Here is a 19,093-nt window from a genome sequence, read left to right on the forward strand (position 1 = left end):
CTACCAATTGCGGTTCAGCCAGGAGCGGGCTGGCTTTTCGACGATGTAATAGCTGCACAGCGCGCAAGCGAACATCGCGGCCAGCATCAGCAGCGGCGAACTGCCTTGTGTGTCGACGAATTGGTAAAAGGGCTGCTGCCAAAGATAGAGCGAATACGACCACAGCCCCAGCATTGTCATCGGCCGGGAGGACAGAAACTCGGTCAGGTACCGGCTGCCGAAGTCGAGCGAATTGACGGCCAGCGCCAATAGCGGCACCGCAACCAGATAGTGGATCGGGGTGGATACGGCAGCCATGAAAAGGAGCACAGCCACGACAGCCGCCGCCAGGGCGACATGCGGGCCCTTAAGCAGCCCCGGCAGCCTGTCGTCGGCCTTGAGCAGGCATATCACCGCCGACAGCAGGATCGAGGCGATGTGCACATCGGTGCGCCAATAGGTGTCCTCGTAGCCCATCCCGAACACCCAGTAGGAGATGGCGCCGTTCGCCATGGCTAGCAGCGACAAGGCGCCGAGCAGCATGATGACGCGGGACCGCCCCCAGACGACGACGCTGATCAGCGCCAGAATGATATAGGCATGCTCTTCGACGCAGAGCGACCAGATATGGTCGAGCGCACCCGCGCGGGTGACGAGAATTCCGGCGTAGTTGTAGCTGAACGTCAGCGCCGTCAGCGCCGCCTTCCACTTGAAGGCGATGAATGTGCCGGACAAGGCGATCATCGCGGCGACGACGAAGATGAGCAGTGCCGGGTAGATGCGGGAGAACCGGCGTTTGAAGAATTTCTTCAACGGATAGTGTTCGACAAACAGGATCTCAGCCATCAGCCGGCCGCTGAGCACGAAGAAGAATTCAACGCCCAGGACGCCGAGATTGATGCCGGGAACGGGAAAGAAATGGCCGATCAGCACCAGTGCGATCGACAGGCCGCGCCAGCCGTCGAGATAGGCAAGCCTCGCTCTTGACGCTGTGTCGGCGACAGGCCTGGACACGATAAGGCGCGTCGCGGAGATGTCCGTCATGCCGGTCCCTTCGTTGAACCTGCGAAAGGCGGACTGGAGGCCGCATTCCTCCAGCGATATTGCAGCGCACCAGAACTTTGTGCAAGTGCGAGATAACGACACGCCTTGCAGTATTGCACGAACAAGATGCGGGATGACAAAAAGGGGCCGTCAAGGCCCCTTCCCCAAAACCGACGGTCTGTAGTCTCAGGCGTTGGCGGCAGCCACCGCCCTTTTGGCCATGACCACGATCAGGTTGGCGCGGTAGTCGGCCGACGCATGCATGTCGCTCATCAGACTGTCCGCCGCGACTTTAACGCCGGCCAGCGCGGAGGCCTCGAAGCTTGCGGCAAGTGCCGCCTCGATCTCCTTCGAGCGGAAGACGCCACTGTCGCCGGCGCCGGTGACGGCGACGCGGACGCCGTCATCGCCGTTAGCCACGAAGACGCCGACGATCGCATAGCGCGATGCCGGATTGCGGAACTTTTCATAGGCGGCCTTGGCCGGCGCGGTGAAGGTCACCGCGGTGATGATCTCGCCTTCCTCCAGCGCCGTCTCGAACAGGCCGGTGAAAAACGCCTCGGCGGCAATCTCGCGCTGGTTGGTGACGATGATCGCGCCCAGCGCCAGCAGGGCCGCCGGATAGTCGGCAGCCGGGTCGTTGTTGGCGATCGAGCCACCGATCGTGCCCTTGTAGCGAACGGCGGGATCGCCGATCAGCGAAGCCATGTGGGCCAAGGCAGGACAGGCTTGCTTCAGCCCCTTATCGCGGGCGACGTCGTAATGCGTCGTGCCGGCGCCAATGGTGATGGTCCTGCCCGCCACCTTGACGCCCTGTAGCTCCTTGATGTGCGACAGGTCGACGAGGTCAGAAGGTGCGGCAAGCCGCGTCTTCATCGCGGGGATCAGCGTCATGCCTCCCGACAATGGCTTTGCATCGCCGCTCTTGAGCAGTTGGACCGCATCGGCGACCGAGGTGGCGCGGTGGTAGGTGACTGGATACATGGGATTCTCCCCTAAAAGGTGAATAGTGAATAGTGAATAGTGAATGGTCAGGTTGGCGCCGAGTTCGTCTTCCCATTCACCATTCACTATTCACTTCTGTTTCTCACTGTTTCGCCGCCGCCCGGATCGCCGCCCAGACCGTCGCCGGCGATGCCGGCATGGCGAGATCGGTGATGCCGATGGCGTCGGTGATGGCGTTGATCACTGCCGGCGGCGAGCCGATGGCGCCGGCCTCGCCGCAGCCCTTGATGCCGAGCGGATTGCCGGGGCATGGCGTGTTCGAGGTCGACACATTGAATGACGGCAGGTCGGCGGCGCGCGGCATGGTGTAGTCCATGTAGCTCGCCGTCAGAAGCTGGCCGCTTGCGTCGTAGTAGGCGCCTTCCAGCAGGGCCTGGCCGATGCCCTGGGCGATACCGCCATGCACCTGGCCCTCGACGATCATCGGGTTGATGATGTTGCCGAAATCGTCGGCGGCGACGAACTGGACGATCTCGGTGGTGCCGGTTTCCGGATCGATCTCGACCTCGCAGATATAACAGCCGGCCGGGAAGGTGAAGTTGGACGGGTCGTAGAATGCCGTCTCCTTCAGCCCAGGCTCCATGCCGCCCGGCAGATTGTGGGCGGTATAGGCGGCAAGCGCCATCTGGAACCAGGGCACGCTTTTGTCGGTGCCGGTGACCTTCAACGCACCGTCTTCGATGACGATGTCGCCCTCGTCGGCCTCGAGCAGGTGTGCGGCGATCTTCTTGGCCTTGGCCTCGACCTTGTCGAGCGCCTTGGCGACGGCCGACATGCCGACGGCACCGGAGCGCGAGCCATAGGTGCCCATGCCCATCTGCACCTTGTCGGTATCGCCATGCACGATCGAGACACTGTCGATCGGCACGCCAAAGCGTTGGTTGACCAGCTGCGCGAAGGTTGTCTCATGACCCTGGCCATGGCTGTGCGAGCCGGTCAGCACCTCGATGGTGCCGACGGCGTTGACGCGCACCTCGGCCGATTCCCACAGGCCGACACCGGCGCCAAGCGAACCGACCGCCGCTGATGGGGCAAGCCCGCAGGCCTCGATGTAACAGCTCATGCCGATGCCGCGCAGCTTGCCCTTGCCGGCGGCCGCCGCCTTGCGCCGGGCAAAGCCGGCATAGTCGGCGGCCTTCATCGCCGCATCCAGCGACGCGGCATAATCGCCGGCGTCATAGTTCATGATGACGGGCGTCTGATGCGGAAACGAGGTGATGAAATTGGTTCGGCGAAGTTCCGCCGGCGACACGCCCAGCTCGCGGGCGGCCGTCTCCATCGTGCGTTCGAGCACGTAGGTGGCTTCCGGGCGCCCTGCCCCGCGATAGGCATCGACCGGCGCGGTGTTGGTGTAGACCGCGCGCACATTGGCATGGATCGCCGGAATATCGTACTGGCCCGACAACAGCGTCGCGTAAAGAATGGTCGGCACACAGGACGAGAACAGCGACATGTAGGCGCCGAGATTGGCGATCGTGTCCACCCTCAGCCCAGTGATCCTGTTGTTCTGGTCGAAGGCCATCTCCACCGTCGAGACATGGTCGCGGCCATGCGCGTCGGTGAGAAAGCTTTCGGTGCGGTCGGCCACCCATTTGACCGGCACGCCGGTTTTCTTTGATGCCCACAGGCAGACGATCTCTTCCGGGTAGATGTAGATTTTCGAGCCGAAGCCGCCGCCGACGTCAGGCGCAATGACGCGCAGCTTGTTTTCCGGCGCGATGTTGTAGAAGGCGCTCATCACCAGCCGGGCAAGATGCGGGTTCTGCGACGTCGTCCAGCAGGTGTAATGGTCCTCGGCCTTGTCGTAATGACCAAGAGCCGCGCGCGGCTCCATCGCGTTGGGGACCAGCCGGTTGTTGACGATCTTCATGCGGGTGACGTGAGCGGCAGAATTGATCGCTGCGTCGGTTGCCTTGCCGTCGCCGAGCTCCCAGTCGAAGATCAGATTGTTCTCGGCTTCCGGGTGGATCTGCGGCGCCCCTTTTTCGAGCGCCTGGGAAGCCTCGACGACCACCGGAAGCTCCTTGTAGGTGATATCGACCGCTTCGGCCGCATCGCGAGCCTGGCCCTTGGTTTCGGCGACCACGACGACGACCGCGTCGCCGACATAGCGGACCCGGTCGACGGCCAGCGGCGACCACGCGCCCATCTTCATCGGCGTGCCATCCGTGGAATGGATCATCCAGCCGCAGATGAGATTGCCGATGCCGTCGGCCTTGAGCTCCTTGCCGGTCAGGACGCCGATGACGCCCGGCATCGCCTTCGCCTTGCTGACGTCGATGCTGTCGATCGCTGCATGCGCGTGCGGGCTACGCACGAAGAAAGCGTGCTTCATGCCGGGAACCACCATGTCGTCGACGTAACGGCCGGCGCCGGTGATGAACCTCTTGTCTTCCTTGCGCGCTACGCGAGCGCCAATACCTTCAATGCCCATCGCAGAAATTCCTCCCGAATTCCGAAGTGATGTGAATAGTGAATGGTGAATGGTGAGATCGGATCTTCGTCTTGGCCTGCAACTGCCGAGTACTGACTAACTATTCACCACTTCACTATTCACTCTCTCTCTCACGCCGCTTGCCTGACCTCGCCGCCCGCAGCAGCCAGGATCGCCTTGACAATATTGTGGTAGCCGGTGCAGCGGCAGATGTTGCCTTCGAGCTCGGCGCGCACCGTCGCCTCGTCGAGGCCTTCGGGATGGCGCTTGATCATGTCGACCGCCGCCATGATCATGCCCGGCGTGCAAAAGCCGCATTGCAGCCCGTGATGCTCCTTGAACGCCGCCTGCACCGGATGCAGCTCGACGCCTTCCGCCAGGCCTTCGATGGTCACGATGGTCGACCCGGAGGCTTGCACCGCCAGCAGCGTGCAGGATTTTACCGCCTTGCCGTCGACATGGACCACACAGGCGCCGCATTGCGAGGTATCGCAGCCGACATGGGTGCCGGTCAGGCCGAGTGTCTCCCGCAAGAAATGAACCAGCAACGTACGGTCTTCGGCGACGCCGCTGACCCGCTTTCCGTTGACCGTCAACGAAATGTCCGACATGAAACCTCCCTGGGTATTATCTTGGTCGTTCTGGCGTCGGTGGTGCCCGAGCCCTCCGTCTGTCCGCTATTCTTATACCGCATAAAGCACGGAGAAAAAGTGCCGCGGAACGCCGAGATTGCGAGAATGCAGTTCGGCCGAAAATCCGCCTATTGTACTTTCGGTCACGCAAAGGCAGGGTAACGGTGCAACGAAGCGAAAACTCGATCGCTGTGCGATGTCGCCCTTCCGGCCATGAGCGGCTGGGGCGGCAGGCCGATTTCAGCCGATGCCGTGTTTTCTGAGAACTTCCTGCTCGTCGCCTGACACCCACCCAAATACTTTAGCCTCTTCGTCCAGCTTCTGCACCAGGTAGTGGACATCGAAATCTATCGAGACGTCCGGTCGGCCTTTGCGGGTATAGGTTGACGTCCAGGCGACGTGGGTAACACAATGATGCTCGTCTATCGGCGAGATGCGAACATCCCGTATTCGCATCTCCTTCGTGCCGATCGCTCGATAATGAGCATAGCCTTGTTCGATAAACTGCCTGAACTGGTCGTCGTTCTTCCCGACCGTGACGCCGGCAGGCGACGCCGCGATGAAGGCGGAGGCATAAACCGATGCGACTTCATCCATATCGGCATCGCCGGCGAGAGATTTCTGGAAAAGCTGCTCGTACCTTTCGAACAACTTCCTGACCTGTGTTTCCATGGATCACGCTCTCTTCCAGTATGGTTTTGGATCTGAAGTTTCTGAACGTTGATGCCGTCAAAAATAGCAGAAACCTCAGATCCGTCATGTTGGCTCATTGCCAAAGCGCCGCTTCAAGACAACAATGACTTCGACGCCGGCGCGCCAGACGCGCACAAAAAGAGCGTCGGAGGAAATGTAGGAGGAAGCCGCTGGCCAGTTCCCGGACGCGCTATGCATGCGGCCTGTCGGTGCTCACCACCGACGAATCCGACGCGGATGCGTTCGCCCGGGCGGTGGCAGCGGAAGCCGTGGCCATCGATGCCGGGTTCGCCCTCCTGTTTTTCTCGCAGAGCCTCATCGAGGCCGTCGCCCTGTCGGAAGCGCTGAAGACCCACGCACCGGCGCTCGACTATGCCGGCTGCTCGACGGCCGGCGAGATTACGCCCAAAGGCCTGGAGGGAGGCCAGATCCTGGCTATGTTGCTTCCCTCCGCATCGTTTTCGGCAGCCAGCACCATGGTCGAAAATCTGTCCTCATCAGGCATGGACGGGATCACCGGCGAAGTCGAGGCGCTGAGGCGTTCGTTACGCGGGCGCATCGGGCACGAGCGAGCCGACACCACTTTTGCGCTCTGCTTCATCGACGGGCTGTCCTATGCCGAAGAAGCGGTGACCTCCGCCATCCATTGGGGGCTCGACGATATTCCACTGATCGGCGGGTCCGCCGGCGATGATTTGAAATTCGAGACGACGCGGCTGATCTCGAATGGCAAAGTTACCTCCGACAGCGCCATCATCGTGCTGATCACCACGGAAATTCCTTTCCACGTGTTCAAGACCGACAATTTCGTCCCCACCGACGAGAAGCTGGTGGTGACGGCGTCCGATCCCGATCGCCGCATCGTGCGGGAATTCAACGCCATGAACGCCGCCGAGGAATATGCGGCGGCGGTCGGCATGGTCGCGCAGATGCTGACGCCACTGAGTTTTGCCTCGCATCCGGTGGTGGTGAAGGTCGGCGGCGAATTTTACTGCCGCTCGATCCAGAAGATGCACGCGGACGGCTCGCTGTCGTTCTTCTGCGCCATCGACGATGGCGTCGTGCTTGCCGTCGCCCAGCCCAAGGACATGGTGGAGGCGACCCGCGCCGCGCTCAGCGACGTCGGCGAAAGGCTGGGCGGCATCGACATGATCATCGGTTTCGACTGCGTGCTGCGCAGGCTCGACGCGCGCAACCGCCAGGTCTTTCGGGAGATTTCGGAACTCTACAAGGTCAACAACGTCATCGGCTTCAGCACCTATGGCGAACAGTACCGGTCGATGCATCTGAACCAGACCTTCACCGGCATCGCCTTCGGTGAACGCAAGGCGGCCGAAGCGGCGGAGTAGGAAATCCGGGATGCCGCTCAGGGACATCGACGACCTGGAAAGGCTAAAGAAGATCAACGCGGCGCTGATCAGCCGCGTCGAGCGTTCCATGGACCAGCAAGGCAATGCCTTTTCGCTGTTCCAGACCGCCATTTCGCTCGAGAACCGGGTGCGCAATCGCACCGAGGAACTGCATTCGACCTTGCGCCGGCTGGAGCAGTCGAACATCGACCTGAACGCGGCCAAAGAAAACGCCGAGCTGGCGAACCTGTCCAAGACCAGGTTCCTGGCGGCCGCCAGCCACGACGTGCTGCAGCCGCTGAACGCCGCGCATCTGTCGGTGTCGGCGCTTGCCGAGGTTCAGACCAGCGAGGAAGGCAGAAACCTGGTCCGCCAGGTCGAGCGGTCGCTGGAGACGATGGAGGACCTGCTCCGCACCTTGCTCGACATTTCCAAGCTCGATGCCGGCGTCGTGCAGCCAGACATCGCCGATGTCAGCCTGGAGACGCTGTTTTCGTCGCTGCGTTCGGATTTCCAGCCGGTCGCCGAGATGAAAGGGCTGACGCTGAAGTTCCGGCCGGTCAACGCGCTGGTTCGTTCGGACCGCACCTTGCTGCGCCGCATCCTGCAGAACATCCTTTCCAATGCGCTGCGCTATACCCGCTCCGGCGGCGTGCTGGTCGGCACCAGGCATCGCGGCGACACGATCCGCATCGACGTCGCCGATACCGGCTGCGGCATCCCCGACGACCAGCGCGAAGCCGTGTTCGAGGAATTCCACCGCGGCACCATCTCGGCCGATGCAGCGCTTGCCGGCGGCGGGCTGGGGCTGGGGCTGGCGATCGTGCGCCGCATCGCCGCGGCACTCGGCCATCCCGTCACGTTTTCGTCGAAGGTCGGACATGGCACGATTTTCCATATCGACGTTCCGGTCGGGATCGGCGCCACCGTCGATGCCATCGCCAGCACCGCCGACATGGAGCGGCCGCGCGGCTACGGCCTGTTCGGCACAAAGGTGCTGCTGGTCGAGAACGACATCGAGGTGCTGCAGGCGATGACCTCCCTGCTCGAGCGCTGGCAATGCCTGGTGCGCCCCGCCACCTCGACCGGTGACGCGCTCGACATGCTTGGCGATACCGACTGGGTGCCGGACATCGTCATCGCCGACCAGCATCTCGACGGCGGCGACCTCGGCACCGCCACCATCGCCGAGGTCCGCGATTATCTCGGCCGCGCCGTGCCGGCGCTGATCGTCACCGCCGACGGTTCGGAGACGGTCGCCAAAGCCGCCCGCGCCGCCGGCATCGAGCTGATGCGCAAGCCGCTGAAACCGGCCCAACTGCGCGCCCTGCTGGCGCATCTGCTGGCTTGATATCTTCCGCGCGGCTGGAAGACCGCGAGCGGCAAGAAGAAAGTAGTGCACTGTCACCGTAATTCGCACCGTAATTCGTGGTTGGGCGGTAAGGCGGACAACGAGTGAGGGGTGTTTGCCGTCCGGCGGCTTCTCACGACACAGCGTCAATCGCCGCCCGTCCGCCATTCTCTCTGGCTGATTGTTGCGGCATAGTGCGGTTCAGAACTGAAAAGGGGCACTGATGCAGTTTGCCAGACAGGTTTTGGGTGCGAAAGCCATCTTGCTGCTGGCGGCGAATATCGGTTCAGGTTCGCCGGGGATGGCCGCCCCCCAGCAGGGCGCGCTCAGCAGCGATCGGGCTGGCGTTGTTTACGAGATTAGCAGGGACGCAGAGTCTGCTCAAAAGGACAGTAACGGATCGACCAGCGGTTCCACTGATCGAGACACGTTAGTAGAGCGGGTGCTTAATGTTCGCAGCGACGGTCTGGAACTTGAATATGACCTTTCGAAGGACGCCACGGCAGAGGACCGCACTAGTAATTGGCAGTTTCCCGTGCGCATCTTCAGGCCGTTTTCCGGGCCGACGCAGTTGCTCAACAGTCCCGAACTGGAGGAACGGATCGACGGCTGGCTGAAGAGGGCCGGACTTACACGCGCCGCTTGTGGCCATTGGATCTTCACATGGAACGCTTTTAAAATCGAATGCGATCCGCAATCGACGCTTCAAAGCATTGAGGCATTTGACCTGAGGCCGAATGATCTTCGGGACGGCGCAATATATAACGATCCTCAAGCGTCCGAGCCGACAACACTCAAAAAGACTTCAGTTGGATCCAACGGTTCTACTTTTATCGGAGAAATGTCAGTCGATCCTGAGCATGTGCGTCGGGATCAAGCTGAGTCGGATGTTGTTGTTGCCGAGATTACCAAGAAGGTACTGACGTTAGCTGATGCTCTGCGCGCGCGATCGAGTGAGAAGGTTTCCGGGACGATAGCGATCACGTTCGATGTGGACTCCGCCGGAGTAGTGCGTCGGCGGACCAAGATAACGAAGTTGGAGACGACGGCGACAAACGGATCGGTGGAGAATCGGACGATCACCGAAATCGTAACGCGCCGGATGGTCTCTGATGGGCTAAAATAGTCAATCCAGCTTCGATCCATGCAGATTTGGAATTACGGTGACAGTGCACTTTATAACGTGTTTGTCTGTCTGTCGTGCCTATGCGGGTGGGTGAGTTCTAAAACCCCGCCTGGTCCCGGAACAGCTCCGCATTGTCCAGCTTCGACACCTCGATCACCGCCTGCGTGCGGCTGTAGACGTTGAGCTTGCGCAGGATTTCGGAGACGTGCGCCTTGACCGTGGTCTCGCCGACTTGCAGCTCGTAGGCGATCTGCTTGTTGAGCAGGCCCTGGCGCAGCATCTGCAGCACCTTGAGCTGCTGCGGCGTCAGCGTGGCCAGGCGCTGCACCATCTCGGCCCGGTCGGTGCTGTCGGCGTCAGGCGGCCGGCCTTCATAGGTCTCGGGAACATAGATTGCGCCTTCCATCACCGAGCGGATGGCGGCGGCAAGGTCGCTCTTGCGCGCCGATTTCGGGATGAAGCCAGCCGCGCCGTAGGACAGCGCCTCGGAAATGATCTTCGGTTCCTCATAGCCGGAGACGATGACCACCGGCAGGCGCGGATACCGCGTCCGGAGCTGCAGCAGCCCGTCAAAGCCATGCACGTCGGGCATGCTGAGATCGAGCAGCGCCAGGTCGAACGGCTTGGCATCCGCCAGAAATTCCAGCGCCTCGGCGATCGAGCGCGCCTCCACCGTGTCGACCTCCGGATAGGCCATCTGCACGGCGCTGTGCAGCGCCTCGCGAAACAGCGGATGGTCGTCGATGATCAGGAACCTGGCGCGATCGTTGACTGGGGTCATCAGCTTCGTTTCAGTCGGTCTGGTTTAGAATAGCCCGGGGAATAGCTTGGCGACCATGGCCGGCTTATTGCCAAATAGTACATTGCCATCTTGGCCGGCAGAAGCAAAATGTACCGGCGATGTCCGCGACGCAACGCGGCAGGCCTAGCCTTTGCGCGATGCAATGCCTTGCCCGACCGGCCAAATCGGTCGAATGTGCCGCCGACATATCCACTGAAACAGAGACAGTGCATGACAGGCTTCGTCCTACCCCTTCCCGCAACCCCGTCGGTGGCCGTCGCCGGCTCGCCGGAGCGTTTTGCGGTGCGCCGCATTTTCTGTGTCGGCCGTAACTACGCCGCCCATGCCCGCGAACTCGGCAATGACGAGCGCGACCCGCCCTTCTTCTTCACCAAGCCGGGCGATGCGGTGGTCGATGCGGTCGTCGGTTCGGGCACGACGATCCCCTACCCGCCGCTGACCAGAAACCTGCACCACGAAATCGAGCTGGTCGTCGCGATCGGCAAAGCCGGCTTTCGCATCCCGCGCGAGCGGGCGCTGGACCATGTCTGGGGCTACGGCGTCGGTGTCGACCTGACCCGCCGCGACCTTCAGGACGAGGCGAAGAAGGCGGCGCGGCCGTGGGACTGGTCGAAGGCTTTCGACCGTTCCGCGCCCTGCGGCCCGCTGGTCCCGGCGCAAACATCCGGCCATCCCGAAAAGGGCCGCATCTGGCTCGCCGTCGACGGCAAGATCAGGCAGGACGGCGACCTCGCCGAGCTGATCTGGCCGGTTGCCGACATCGTCTCGATCTGCAGCGAGGCCGTCGAGCTCAGGCCCGGAGACCTGATCTTCACCGGCACGCCGGCCGGCGTCGGCGCGGTCGGGCCGGGCGAAAAGATCACCGCCGGCGTCGACGGCATCGGCGAGATCGAGCTGACCATCGGCCGACCGAGCCCGTGACCCGATGAGCGACATCGTCCTCCACAATTACTACCGCTCCTCGACCTCTTACCGGGTGCGGATCGCGCTGGAGATGAAGAACCTCGCCTACGAATACGTGCCGCATCATTTGCGCCATGGCGAGCATCGGGAGCCCGCCTACCTCGCGGTCAATCCGCAAGGGCTGGTGCCGGCGCTGGTCCGGGGCGACGGCACGCTGCTGACGCAATCGCTGGCGATCATCGAATATCTCGATGAGACCAGGCCCGAGCCGCCGCTGCTGCCCAAGGATGCGCCAGGCCGCGCCCGCGTCAGGATGCTGGCGCAGATGATTGCCTGCGACATCCATCCGGTGAACAATCTGCGCGTGCTGACCTCGCTGCGTACGCTGTTCGGCGCCGGCGACCAGGATGTCGCCAACTGGTTCCGGCACTGGGTCAACGAAGGTTTCCAGCCGCTTGAAAAGATTCTGGCTTCCGCGCCCGAGACAAAGACCTTTTGCCATGGCGACACGCCGGGGCTGGCCGACATCTGCCTGGTCGCACAGGTCACCAGCAATGCCCGCTTCGGCGTCGACATGACGCCCTATCCGACTATCTCGCGCATAAGCGCCGCCTGCATGGCGCTGCCGGCGTTCCAGAAGGCAGCACCTGAGAACCAGATCGATGCCGAGTAGGCCGCAAATTGCATGAAGTCATGAGGAACTGCCGATGAAAGCCGTCGTCTTCGAAAAATTCGGCGAGGCGCCGACGATCCAGACCGTGCCGGATCCGACGCCGTCGCCGGAAGGCGTCGTCATCAAGGTCGAGGCGACCGGCCTCTGCCGCAGCGACTGGCATGGCTGGATGGGCCATGATGACGGCATCCGCCTGCCGCATGTGCCGGGCCACGAGCTTGCCGGCGTCGTTCAGGCGGCAGGAAAGCAGGTGACCCGCTGGAAGACCGGTGAGCGCGTCACCGTGCCGTTCGCCGTCGGCTGCGGCCGCTGCTTCGAATGCACCTCGGGCAACCACCAGGTCTGCGAGCACCAGTTCCAGCCCGGCTTCACCGCCTGGGGGTCGTTCGCCGAATATGTCGCCATCGACCATGCCGATACCAATCTTGTGCGCTTGCCGGACGAGATGGAATTCGCCACCGCCGCCAGCCTCGGCTGCCGCTTTGTCACCTCGTTCCGCGCCATCGTCGACCAGGGCCGGGTGACGCCCGGCGAATGGGTGGCCGTGCATGGCTGCGGCGGCGTCGGCCTGTCGGCGATCATGATCGCCAGCGCCATGGGCGCCAATGTCGTCGCCATCGACCTGACCGACGAGAAGCTGGACTTCGCCAAAAAGATCGGTGCGGTAGCGACGATCAACGCGGCAAAAACGCCGAACGTGGTCAAGACGGTCAAGCAGATCACCAATGGCGGGGCGCATATGTCAATGGACGCGCTCGGCCATCCCAGTACCTCGTTCAACTCGATCGCGAACCTGCGCCGACGCGGCCGCCATGTGCAGGTCGGCCTGATGCTCGGCGAGCACGCCAGGCCGCAGATACCGATGGACAAGGTGATCGCCTTCGAGCTCGAGATCCGCGGCAGCCATGGCATGCAGGCGTTCCGCTACCAGGCGATGATGGAGATGATCCGCACCGGCAAGCTCAAGCCCGAACTGCTGGTCGGCAAGAAGATCAGCCTCGAGGAGGCGCCGGCCGCGCTGATGGCGATGGGCGGCTTCGAAGGCATCGGCATCGGCGTAGTGACCAGATTCTAGATCAACGCCCCCGTTCTGGATCAGCGAACCGACGCGCAGACCTCCCGGACGAAGGCTCGCAGCCAGCGTTGTTCCGGATCGGCATCGAGCCGCGGATGCCACAGCATCGAGATGGTGACCTCAGCAACAGCGACCGGCAACGGGAAACTGTGCATGCCTGCGCGCGCGCCTTGCGTGTGCCGCTCGGGGACGCTGGCGATCAGATCTGAGGCGCGCGCCATGGCGAGGGTGGCCGAGAAGCTGGAAACCATGCACACGATCGTCCGCTCGAGTCCCAGCCGATTCAAGGCCTCGTCGATCGGGCCCCTTTCGCGGCCGCGCCGCGAAACGCTGATGTGGCGGCCAGCCGCATAGCGTTCCGGCGTCACAACGCCCTCGCTCAGCTTATGGCCCGTTCGCACTGCACCGATGAAGCGGTCGCGAAACAGCGCCTGAATACGCATTTCGGGGCTGGTTTCCGCGGCGACGCCGATTTCGAGGTCAACCGCCGCGTCGCGCAACGAGATGTCGTTCTTGTCGGATTTCGGCGCAAAACGCAGCCGCACGCCAGGCGCATCCGCTTCGACACGGGCGACGAGACGCGGCGCGAACTCCTCGACGAAGCTTTCATTGGCGCGCAGCGTGAAGACCCTGTCGAGAGCTGAGAGATCGAGGAGCCTGGCAGGACGCAGGAGCGCTTCAGCTTCCTGGACGACGCGGCCTGCCTGCTGCTGCAATTCCTGCGCGCGCGGTGTCGCAACTAGGCCACGGCCGGCCCGGACCAGCAACGGATCGCCTGTCGCTTCCCGCAACCGCGCCAGCGTCCGGCTCATCGCCGAGGGACTGAGGTGCAGCCGCGCGGCAGCACGCGCCACACTGCCCTCGCTCAGCAGCACATCGAGGGCGACAAGCAGATTGAGATCGGGTGACGACATGGAAGGACGATAGCACAGGTCAGCCGTGATGTAGCGCTCCATGCATGAATATGATGCAAATGCTGCGCCTTCCGCCACATCAAGCAGGGGAATAGCTTCCGACAGCTCCGATTTTGGGGCTGCCGGCAAAGGAGTTCACCTTGGCATCGACTGCTGAAAAGACTTGGGCTGAAAAGGCCGGGGCCGAAAAGACCTGGGCTGAAAAGTTCGGGAATGAAGTGGCCCCGGTGAGCGCCCGCTCAGCTCGATGGGCATTGGCAAGCCTGTCGCTTTCCACGCTGCTGTCGTCGCTCGCCACCAGCATCGCCAGCGTCGGGCTGCCATCGCTGATGCAGGCATTCGGCGCATCGTTCCAGTTCGTGCAATGGGTCGTCCTGGCCTATCTGCTCGCCATCACCACCTTGATCGTCAGCGCCGGCCGGCTCGCCGATATCTTCGGCCGCCGTCCGCTACTGCTTGGCGGCATCGCCTTGTTCACCTTTGCGTCCGTGCTTTGCGGCCTCGCGCCGACGCTCTCGCTGCTGATTGCCGCAAGGGCGGCACAAGGGCTCGGCGCTGCCGTGATGATGGCTCTGACGCTGGCCTTCGTCGCCGACACGATTCCCCGCGAAAAAACCGGCAGCGCCATGGGCCTGCTCGGCGCCATGTCCGCGATCGGCACCACGCTTGGCCCCTCGCTCGGCGGGTTGCTGATCGCCGGTTTTGGCTGGCGCGCAATCTTCCTCGTCAATCTGCCGCTGGGAGCACTGGCCTTCGCGCTTGCCTATCGGGTGCTGCCGGCTGGAAAGATATCGAAACCGGATCGGCGCGGTTTCGACGGGGTCGGTACGGCTTTGCTCGCTCTGACGCTGGCCGCCTATGCCATGGCCATGACCCTTGGGCGAGGCAGTTTTGGCTCACTCAACATTGGCCTGCTGCTCGCCGCTGGAGTTGGTGGCCTGCTGTTCGTCATCGCGCAGACAAGGGCCGAGAACCCTTTCATCCGGCCTGCGAGGTTCCGCGACCACGCGTTGAACGCCAGCCTCGCGATGAGCCTGATCGTCGCCACCGTGATGATGGCGACGCTGGTGGTTGCCCCGTTCTATCTGTCGCGCGCGCTCGCGCTGGACGCCGCCATGGTCGGACTGGTCCTGTCGACCGGCCCTCTGGTTACCGCGTTGGCGGCGCTGCCGGCGGGGCGCCTGGTCGACCGGTTCGGAGCGCACCGGATAATGGTCGTCGGCCTGCTCGCTCTCGCCCTGGGTACCTTCATTCTGTCGCAGGCCAGGACGGAATTCGGCATTGCCGGCTATGTCGTTCCAATCATTATCGTCGCCACCGGCTACAGCCTGTTTCAGACCTCCAACAATTCGGCCGTGATGACCGGCGTAGCATCCGACCAGCGCGGCGTCGTCTCCGGCCTGCTCAATCTGTCGCGCAATCTCGGCCTCATCACCGGTGCGTCGGTGATGGGCGCGGTGTTTGCCTTCGCATCGGCTGCCGGGAGCGAAGGAACTGGCTTGGCCGTATTAGCACCTGCGGCAGCCGCACGAGGGATGCAGGTCACTTTCCAGGTGGCGACGGCCCTGGTAGTGGCGGCGCTGATCCTTGCGGTTATCTCGGCCCGCCGCGGCCAGCACGGTTAGCTGAGCCGCCAGCGACGAACTCCAGCATCAGTTCAACAGCCCTGAGCGCATGCGTCTCCAGAAGGAAATGGCCTGCGTCGAAGATGTGAGCCTCCATTCGGGGAAGATCCATTAGCCACGACTGAACCTGCAATGTCGAAGAAGGCATCGTGGCGACCCCAAAGAAGCATCGCTCGGGGTTGATGCTTCGCCAGATAATCAGCCACCTCCCCGAACCGGTCGACATATCGGCCGTAATCGGCAAGGAGCGCCTTCTGCAGATCAAGTCGTCCCGGCAGACACATGGCCCGCCAGTCTTCAATCCAACCACCTGGATTGATCTGCGCGGCGATCTCGGCAGGCAGGCCGGCGACGTACTGGTTGCGAGTCCCCTCAAGGGTCATATGGGCAGTGGCGGCCTTCTCATTCGCAGCATTCGGTGCAGCCCAGAAGTCCAATGTGTCTGCCCATTGCGGGCCAAAGCCGGAGCGGTGGGCATTGGCATTCTGGACAATGAGGCCTTCGACGAGTTCCGGAGCGCGTATGGCGAGTTGAAGCGCTACCGGGGCTCCGAAATCATGCAAATAGAGGAACCTGCGGCCAACGTTGAGATGCGAGAGCAGCTCTTCAACCGAGCTGGACAGCGTGTCGAACGATGGCTCGGGCGGCAGATCGGACGCGCCGAAGCCCGGCAGGTCAGGCGCCACGACATAGACGCTGCCGGAAAGCGGGGCAATCACGTCGCGAAACGTCCGAGAGGAGCTAGGGAAGCCGTGCAGCAGGACGAGCGCGTGTTTGGAAGCGTCACCAGCCGTCCGGACGGCCACCTCGCCGCCCGAGGACAAGCGTATCTTCTGCACCCAAGACACCAAGATCGTCCCTTTTTCCTCCACGCCAACGCAAGGCCGCCTCGCTCCTTGCGTCACGCTGGCCGATTCGGCGCCTCAGAGACGTCGTTCCGCCAGGTCGGCAGCTCTTGGTAACAATTGGACGCGATTGTATCGAGTTCAAGAGCGCGCTGGCGCCATCCACTCTCGCTTCCTCAGTAATCGACGTCGTGCGTAGCCTGATCGGGATGTCGCGTCCTGCAGGTGGCGCCTATCTCGCATATCTTTTCGCACCGACCACGCAAAGCACGACGGCGGCGGTGACGGCGATCATGGCGGGACTGACCTGCTCATGCAGCAGCGTCGCTGCCAGCCCAAGCCCGAAGAAAGGCTGCAGCAGTTGCAACTGCCCGACCGCGGCGATGCCGCCCTGCGCCAGTCCCCGATACCAGAACACGAAACCAATCAGCATGCTGAACAGCGAAACATAGGCCAGGCCAATCCACGCGCCCCTGCCTGCACTTTCGAGCGACGGCGGCATGGTGATGAGCGTCAGGGCCAGCATGATCGGCAGCGACAGCACCAGCGCCCATGAGATCACCTGCCAGCCGCCGAGTTTGCGCGACAGCGTGGCTCCTTCCGCATAGCCCAATCCGCACACGATGATGGCGGCCAGCATCAGGACGTCGCCCAGCGGCGCGGCGGAAATACCTTGCGTCACCGCAAAACCCGCAACAAGGGCGCTGCCGAGGCACGAGAACAGCCAGAACGCCGGTTTCGGGCGATCGCCGCCTCGAATCACGCCGAAGATCGCGGTCGCCAGCGGCAACAGGCCGATGAAAATGATGGAGTGAGCCGACGTGATGTGCTTGAGCGCCAGCGCCGTCAGCAAGGGAAAGCCGACCACGACGCCAAGCGCCACGATTGCCAGCGAGAACAGATCTCGCCGCTCCGGACGCTTCTGGTGAAAAACGAGCAGCAGCGCGAGGCCGAGGATGCCTGCCGTGGCAGCACGGGCGACGGTTACGAACACCGGATCGAAATCCATCACCGCTACGCGCGTCGCCGGAAGCGAGCCGCTGAAAATCAGCACGCCGATGAACCCATTGACCCAGCCACTCGCCGCCCAGCCACTCGCTGCCTTGTCCATCGATGCCCCGCTCGTCTTCGCCCTCTATCGGGCCAGGCGTATGGCTGCGCCAGAGACAATGAGGTACAGTTTGACAAAACCGTCATGGCAGGCTGAGCAGTACGGATGGACGAGCAGACGACGACAAGTGAGGGCAGCCGGACGCTTGTCGAAAGCGTCATGGCGACAATCAGGCACAGGATCGCCGCGCGCACCCTGACACCGGGAACGCGGCTGCCTTCGATCCGGGCTTTCGCCAAGGCCATGCAGGTTTCCAAATCCACCGTGGTCGAAGCCTATGAGCGTCTTGCGGCGGAAGGCATGATCCGCTCGCGGCCAGGCTCGGGTTTCTATGCTGCCGGACCGCTGGCTCCCCTGTCACTGGCCGAGATCGGCCCCAGGCTTGACCGTGCTGTCGACCCGCTGTGGGTCTCGCGCCAATCGCTGGAAGCGGGCGACGGCGTCCTGAAACCGGGTTGCGGCTGGCTGCCGGCTTCATGGATGGCCGAGGCTGGTTTGCGCCGGGCGCTGCGGACGCTGGCCCGCGCCGACGACACCGCGCTGACGGATTACGGCACGCCGCTCGGCTCGCCGGCGCTGCGTCACCTGCTGGCGCGGCGCATGGCCGAGCACGGTATCGAAGCCTCTCCGGACCAAATCATGCTGACGGAATCGGGTACCCAGGCGATCGACCTCTTGTGCCGGTTCCTGCTCGAACCGGGTGACACGGTGCTGGTCGACGATCCCTGCTATTTCAACTTCCATGCCCTGTTGCGCGCCCATCGGGCCAAGGTGATCGGCGTCCCCTACACGCGGTCGGGGTCGGACATCGAGCTGTTCGCGCAGGCGCTGACCCAGCACCAACCGCGCCTCTACATCACCAATTCCGCGCTGCACAATCCGACCGGCGCAATATTGTCGCCGGTCGTCGCCCATCGGTTGCTGAAGCTCGCGGACCAGTCGGGGCTGACCATCATCGAGGATGATATCTTCGCCGATTTCGAACACACGCCCGCGCCCCGGCTGGCGGCGTTCGACGGTCTCAGCCGGGTCATCCACATCGGCAGCTTCTCCAAGACGCTTTCGGCATCGATGCGCTGCGGCTTCATCGCGGCTCCTCGCGACTGGATGGAAGGATTGACCGATCTCAAGATCGCCACATCCTTTGGCAGCGGGCGGCTTGCATCCGAACTGGTACTGGGGCTGCTGAAGGATGGCCTCTATCGCAAGCACGTGGACCTGCTGCGCGCGCGGCTCTCGCGCGCCATGGACGAAACCAGCACCCGCCTGAAGGCCATCGGCATCATGCCATGGATAGATCAGCCGGCCGGCATGTTTTTGTGGTGCAGGCTGCCAGAGGGGATAGATGCCGCGGATGTGGCCCGCCACGCTCTGTCGGCTAACGTCGTGCTTGCGCCCGGCAATGCGTTCAGCCTGTCCCGATCGGCCAGCCGTTTCATGCGCTTCAACGTCGCCCAGTCGGGAGACGACCGGATCTTCAGGGCGCTTGAACAGGCGATGTCGCGTTGATTGCGCTGTCGGCTGACCTGACG

The 19,093-nt window shown here is 63.0% G+C and carries 17 protein-coding genes; 8 read left to right on the top strand and 9 right to left on the bottom strand.

Annotated elements, in window-relative coordinates; translation table 11 throughout:
• From NKJ94_RS15510 to NKJ94_RS15530, 5 genes are all read right to left on the bottom strand, one after another.
• Complete coding sequence (locus tag NKJ94_RS15510; protein ID WP_352526155.1) at nt 1–1,023, bottom strand: acyltransferase family protein; 1,023 nt, start codon at nt 1,021–1,023, stop codon at nt 1–3.
• A 186-nt stretch (nt 1,024–1,209) separates the two neighbouring features.
• On the bottom strand, nt 1,210–2,007 hold the full coding sequence (locus tag NKJ94_RS15515) for an FAD binding domain-containing protein (RefSeq protein WP_352526157.1): 798 nt from the start codon (nt 2,005–2,007) through the stop codon (nt 1,210–1,212).
• 103 nt (nt 2,008–2,110) lie between these two features.
• Nucleotides 2,111–4,462 carry a xanthine dehydrogenase family protein molybdopterin-binding subunit gene (locus tag NKJ94_RS15520; RefSeq protein WP_352526159.1) on the bottom strand — a complete coding sequence of 784 codons (2,352 nt, stop codon included), beginning with the start codon at nt 4,460–4,462 and terminating at the stop codon, nt 2,111–2,113.
• 131 nt (nt 4,463–4,593) lie between these two features.
• Nucleotides 4,594–5,073 carry a (2Fe-2S)-binding protein gene (locus NKJ94_RS15525; RefSeq protein ID WP_352526161.1) on the bottom strand — a complete coding sequence of 160 codons (480 nt, stop codon included), beginning with the start codon at nt 5,071–5,073 and terminating at the stop codon, nt 4,594–4,596.
• Between the two features lie 261 nt (nt 5,074–5,334).
• The gene (locus tag NKJ94_RS15530; protein ID WP_352526163.1) at nt 5,335–5,766 is read right to left on the bottom strand and encodes a DUF6841 family protein; all 432 of its coding nucleotides are present in this window, start codon (nt 5,764–5,766) and stop codon (nt 5,335–5,337) included.
• Nucleotides 5,767–5,990: 224 nt separating this feature from the next.
• Here NKJ94_RS15530 and NKJ94_RS15535 point away from each other — a divergent pair, with 224 nt between their 5' ends.
• The 3 genes from NKJ94_RS15535 (at nt 5,991) to NKJ94_RS15545 (ending at nt 9,613) form a co-directional block, all read left to right on the top strand.
• Entirely contained in the window at nt 5,991–7,136 is a 1,146-nt protein-coding gene (locus NKJ94_RS15535; protein ID WP_502895998.1) for an FIST N-terminal domain-containing protein, read from the top strand.
• Nucleotides 7,137–7,146: 10 nt separating this feature from the next.
• Nucleotides 7,147–8,487: an ATP-binding response regulator gene (locus NKJ94_RS15540; protein WP_352526167.1), complete on the top strand. Its 1,341-nt coding sequence runs from the start codon at nt 7,147–7,149 to the stop codon at nt 8,485–8,487.
• 223 nt (nt 8,488–8,710) lie between these two features.
• Nucleotides 8,711–9,613 (top strand): hypothetical protein, encoded by a 903-nt coding sequence (locus NKJ94_RS15545; RefSeq protein WP_352526169.1) that lies wholly within the window; start codon nt 8,711–8,713, stop codon nt 9,611–9,613.
• Nucleotides 9,614–9,710: 97 nt separating this feature from the next.
• Here the strand turns inward: NKJ94_RS15545 and NKJ94_RS15550 are convergent, their stop codons facing one another.
• Nucleotides 9,711–10,394, bottom strand: coding sequence for a response regulator (locus tag NKJ94_RS15550; protein ID WP_352526171.1), 684 nt, complete (start codon nt 10,392–10,394; stop codon nt 9,711–9,713).
• 231 nt (nt 10,395–10,625) lie between these two features.
• Here NKJ94_RS15550 and NKJ94_RS15555 point away from each other — a divergent pair, with 231 nt between their 5' ends.
• From NKJ94_RS15555 to NKJ94_RS15565, 3 genes are read left to right on the top strand one after another with little or no spacing between them, the layout of a single operon-like run.
• Entirely contained in the window at nt 10,626–11,336 is a 711-nt protein-coding gene (locus NKJ94_RS15555) for a fumarylacetoacetate hydrolase family protein (RefSeq protein WP_352526173.1), read from the top strand.
• 4 nt (nt 11,337–11,340) lie between these two features.
• Nucleotides 11,341–11,991 (top strand): maleylacetoacetate isomerase, encoded by a 651-nt coding sequence (gene maiA, locus NKJ94_RS15560; protein WP_352526175.1) that lies wholly within the window; start codon nt 11,341–11,343, stop codon nt 11,989–11,991.
• Between the two features lie 34 nt (nt 11,992–12,025).
• Nucleotides 12,026–13,066, top strand: a complete 1,041-nt coding sequence (locus NKJ94_RS15565) for a zinc-dependent alcohol dehydrogenase family protein (RefSeq protein ID WP_352526177.1) — start codon at nt 12,026–12,028, stop codon at nt 13,064–13,066.
• A gap of 20 nt (nt 13,067–13,086) precedes the next feature.
• Here the strand turns inward: NKJ94_RS15565 and NKJ94_RS15570 are convergent, their stop codons facing one another.
• Nucleotides 13,087–13,980: a LysR family transcriptional regulator gene (locus tag NKJ94_RS15570; protein WP_352526224.1), complete on the bottom strand. Its 894-nt coding sequence runs from the start codon at nt 13,978–13,980 to the stop codon at nt 13,087–13,089.
• 218 nt (nt 13,981–14,198) lie between these two features.
• On the opposite strand from NKJ94_RS15570, the gene NKJ94_RS15575 reads away from it, so the two are divergent.
• A complete protein-coding gene (locus NKJ94_RS15575) occupies nt 14,199–15,605 on the top strand; it encodes an MFS transporter (RefSeq protein WP_352526226.1) in 1,407 nt (468 codons plus the stop codon).
• Between the two features lie 32 nt (nt 15,606–15,637).
• On the opposite strand, the gene NKJ94_RS15580 is transcribed toward NKJ94_RS15575, so the two are convergent.
• On the bottom strand, nt 15,638–16,444 hold the full coding sequence (locus NKJ94_RS15580; RefSeq protein WP_352526179.1) for an alpha/beta hydrolase: 807 nt from the start codon (nt 16,442–16,444) through the stop codon (nt 15,638–15,640).
• Nucleotides 16,445–16,682: 238 nt separating this feature from the next.
• The gene (locus NKJ94_RS15585) at nt 16,683–17,561 is read right to left on the bottom strand and encodes a DMT family transporter (protein WP_352526181.1); all 879 of its coding nucleotides are present in this window, start codon (nt 17,559–17,561) and stop codon (nt 16,683–16,685) included.
• A gap of 105 nt (nt 17,562–17,666) precedes the next feature.
• Between NKJ94_RS15585 and NKJ94_RS15590 the strand changes: the two genes are divergently transcribed.
• Nucleotides 17,667–19,070 carry an aminotransferase-like domain-containing protein gene (locus NKJ94_RS15590; protein ID WP_352526183.1) on the top strand — a complete coding sequence of 468 codons (1,404 nt, stop codon included), beginning with the start codon at nt 17,667–17,669 and terminating at the stop codon, nt 19,068–19,070.
• Nucleotides 19,071–19,093: the final 23 nt, after the last annotated feature.

This window comes from Mesorhizobium sp. M0060, assembly GCF_040323155.1.
Lineage (GTDB): Bacteria > Pseudomonadota > Alphaproteobacteria > Rhizobiales > Rhizobiaceae > Mesorhizobium.

What these genes read in the sequence shown, in the direction of transcription:
- NKJ94_RS15510 (WP_352526155.1), bottom strand. Translation starts at nt 1,023, where the DNA reads ATGACGGACATCTCCGCGACGCGCCTTATCGTGTCCAGGCCTGTCGCC.
- NKJ94_RS15515 (WP_352526157.1), bottom strand. Translation starts at nt 2,007, where the DNA reads ATGTATCCAGTCACCTACCACCGCGCCACCTCGGTCGCCGATGCGGTC.
- NKJ94_RS15520 (WP_352526159.1), bottom strand. Translation starts at nt 4,462, where the DNA reads ATGGGCATTGAAGGTATTGGCGCTCGCGTAGCGCGCAAGGAAGACAAG.
- NKJ94_RS15525 (WP_352526161.1), bottom strand. Translation starts at nt 5,073, where the DNA reads ATGTCGGACATTTCGTTGACGGTCAACGGAAAGCGGGTCAGCGGCGTC.
- NKJ94_RS15530 (WP_352526163.1), bottom strand. Translation starts at nt 5,766, where the DNA reads ATGGAAACACAGGTCAGGAAGTTGTTCGAAAGGTACGAGCAGCTTTTC.
- NKJ94_RS15540 (WP_352526167.1), top strand. Translation starts at nt 7,147, where the DNA reads ATGCCGCTCAGGGACATCGACGACCTGGAAAGGCTAAAGAAGATCAAC.
- NKJ94_RS15545 (WP_352526169.1), top strand. Translation starts at nt 8,711, where the DNA reads ATGCAGTTTGCCAGACAGGTTTTGGGTGCGAAAGCCATCTTGCTGCTG.
- NKJ94_RS15550 (WP_352526171.1), bottom strand. Translation starts at nt 10,394, where the DNA reads ATGACCCCAGTCAACGATCGCGCCAGGTTCCTGATCATCGACGACCAT.
- NKJ94_RS15555 (WP_352526173.1), top strand. Translation starts at nt 10,626, where the DNA reads ATGACAGGCTTCGTCCTACCCCTTCCCGCAACCCCGTCGGTGGCCGTC.
- maiA (WP_352526175.1), top strand. Translation starts at nt 11,341, where the DNA reads ATGAGCGACATCGTCCTCCACAATTACTACCGCTCCTCGACCTCTTAC.
- NKJ94_RS15565 (WP_352526177.1), top strand. Translation starts at nt 12,026, where the DNA reads ATGAAAGCCGTCGTCTTCGAAAAATTCGGCGAGGCGCCGACGATCCAG.
- NKJ94_RS15570 (WP_352526224.1), bottom strand. Translation starts at nt 13,980, where the DNA reads ATGTCGTCACCCGATCTCAATCTGCTTGTCGCCCTCGATGTGCTGCTG.
- NKJ94_RS15585 (WP_352526181.1), bottom strand. Translation starts at nt 17,561, where the DNA reads ATGGACAAGGCAGCGAGTGGCTGGGCGGCGAGTGGCTGGGTCAATGGG.
- NKJ94_RS15590 (WP_352526183.1), top strand. Translation starts at nt 17,667, where the DNA reads ATGGACGAGCAGACGACGACAAGTGAGGGCAGCCGGACGCTTGTCGAA.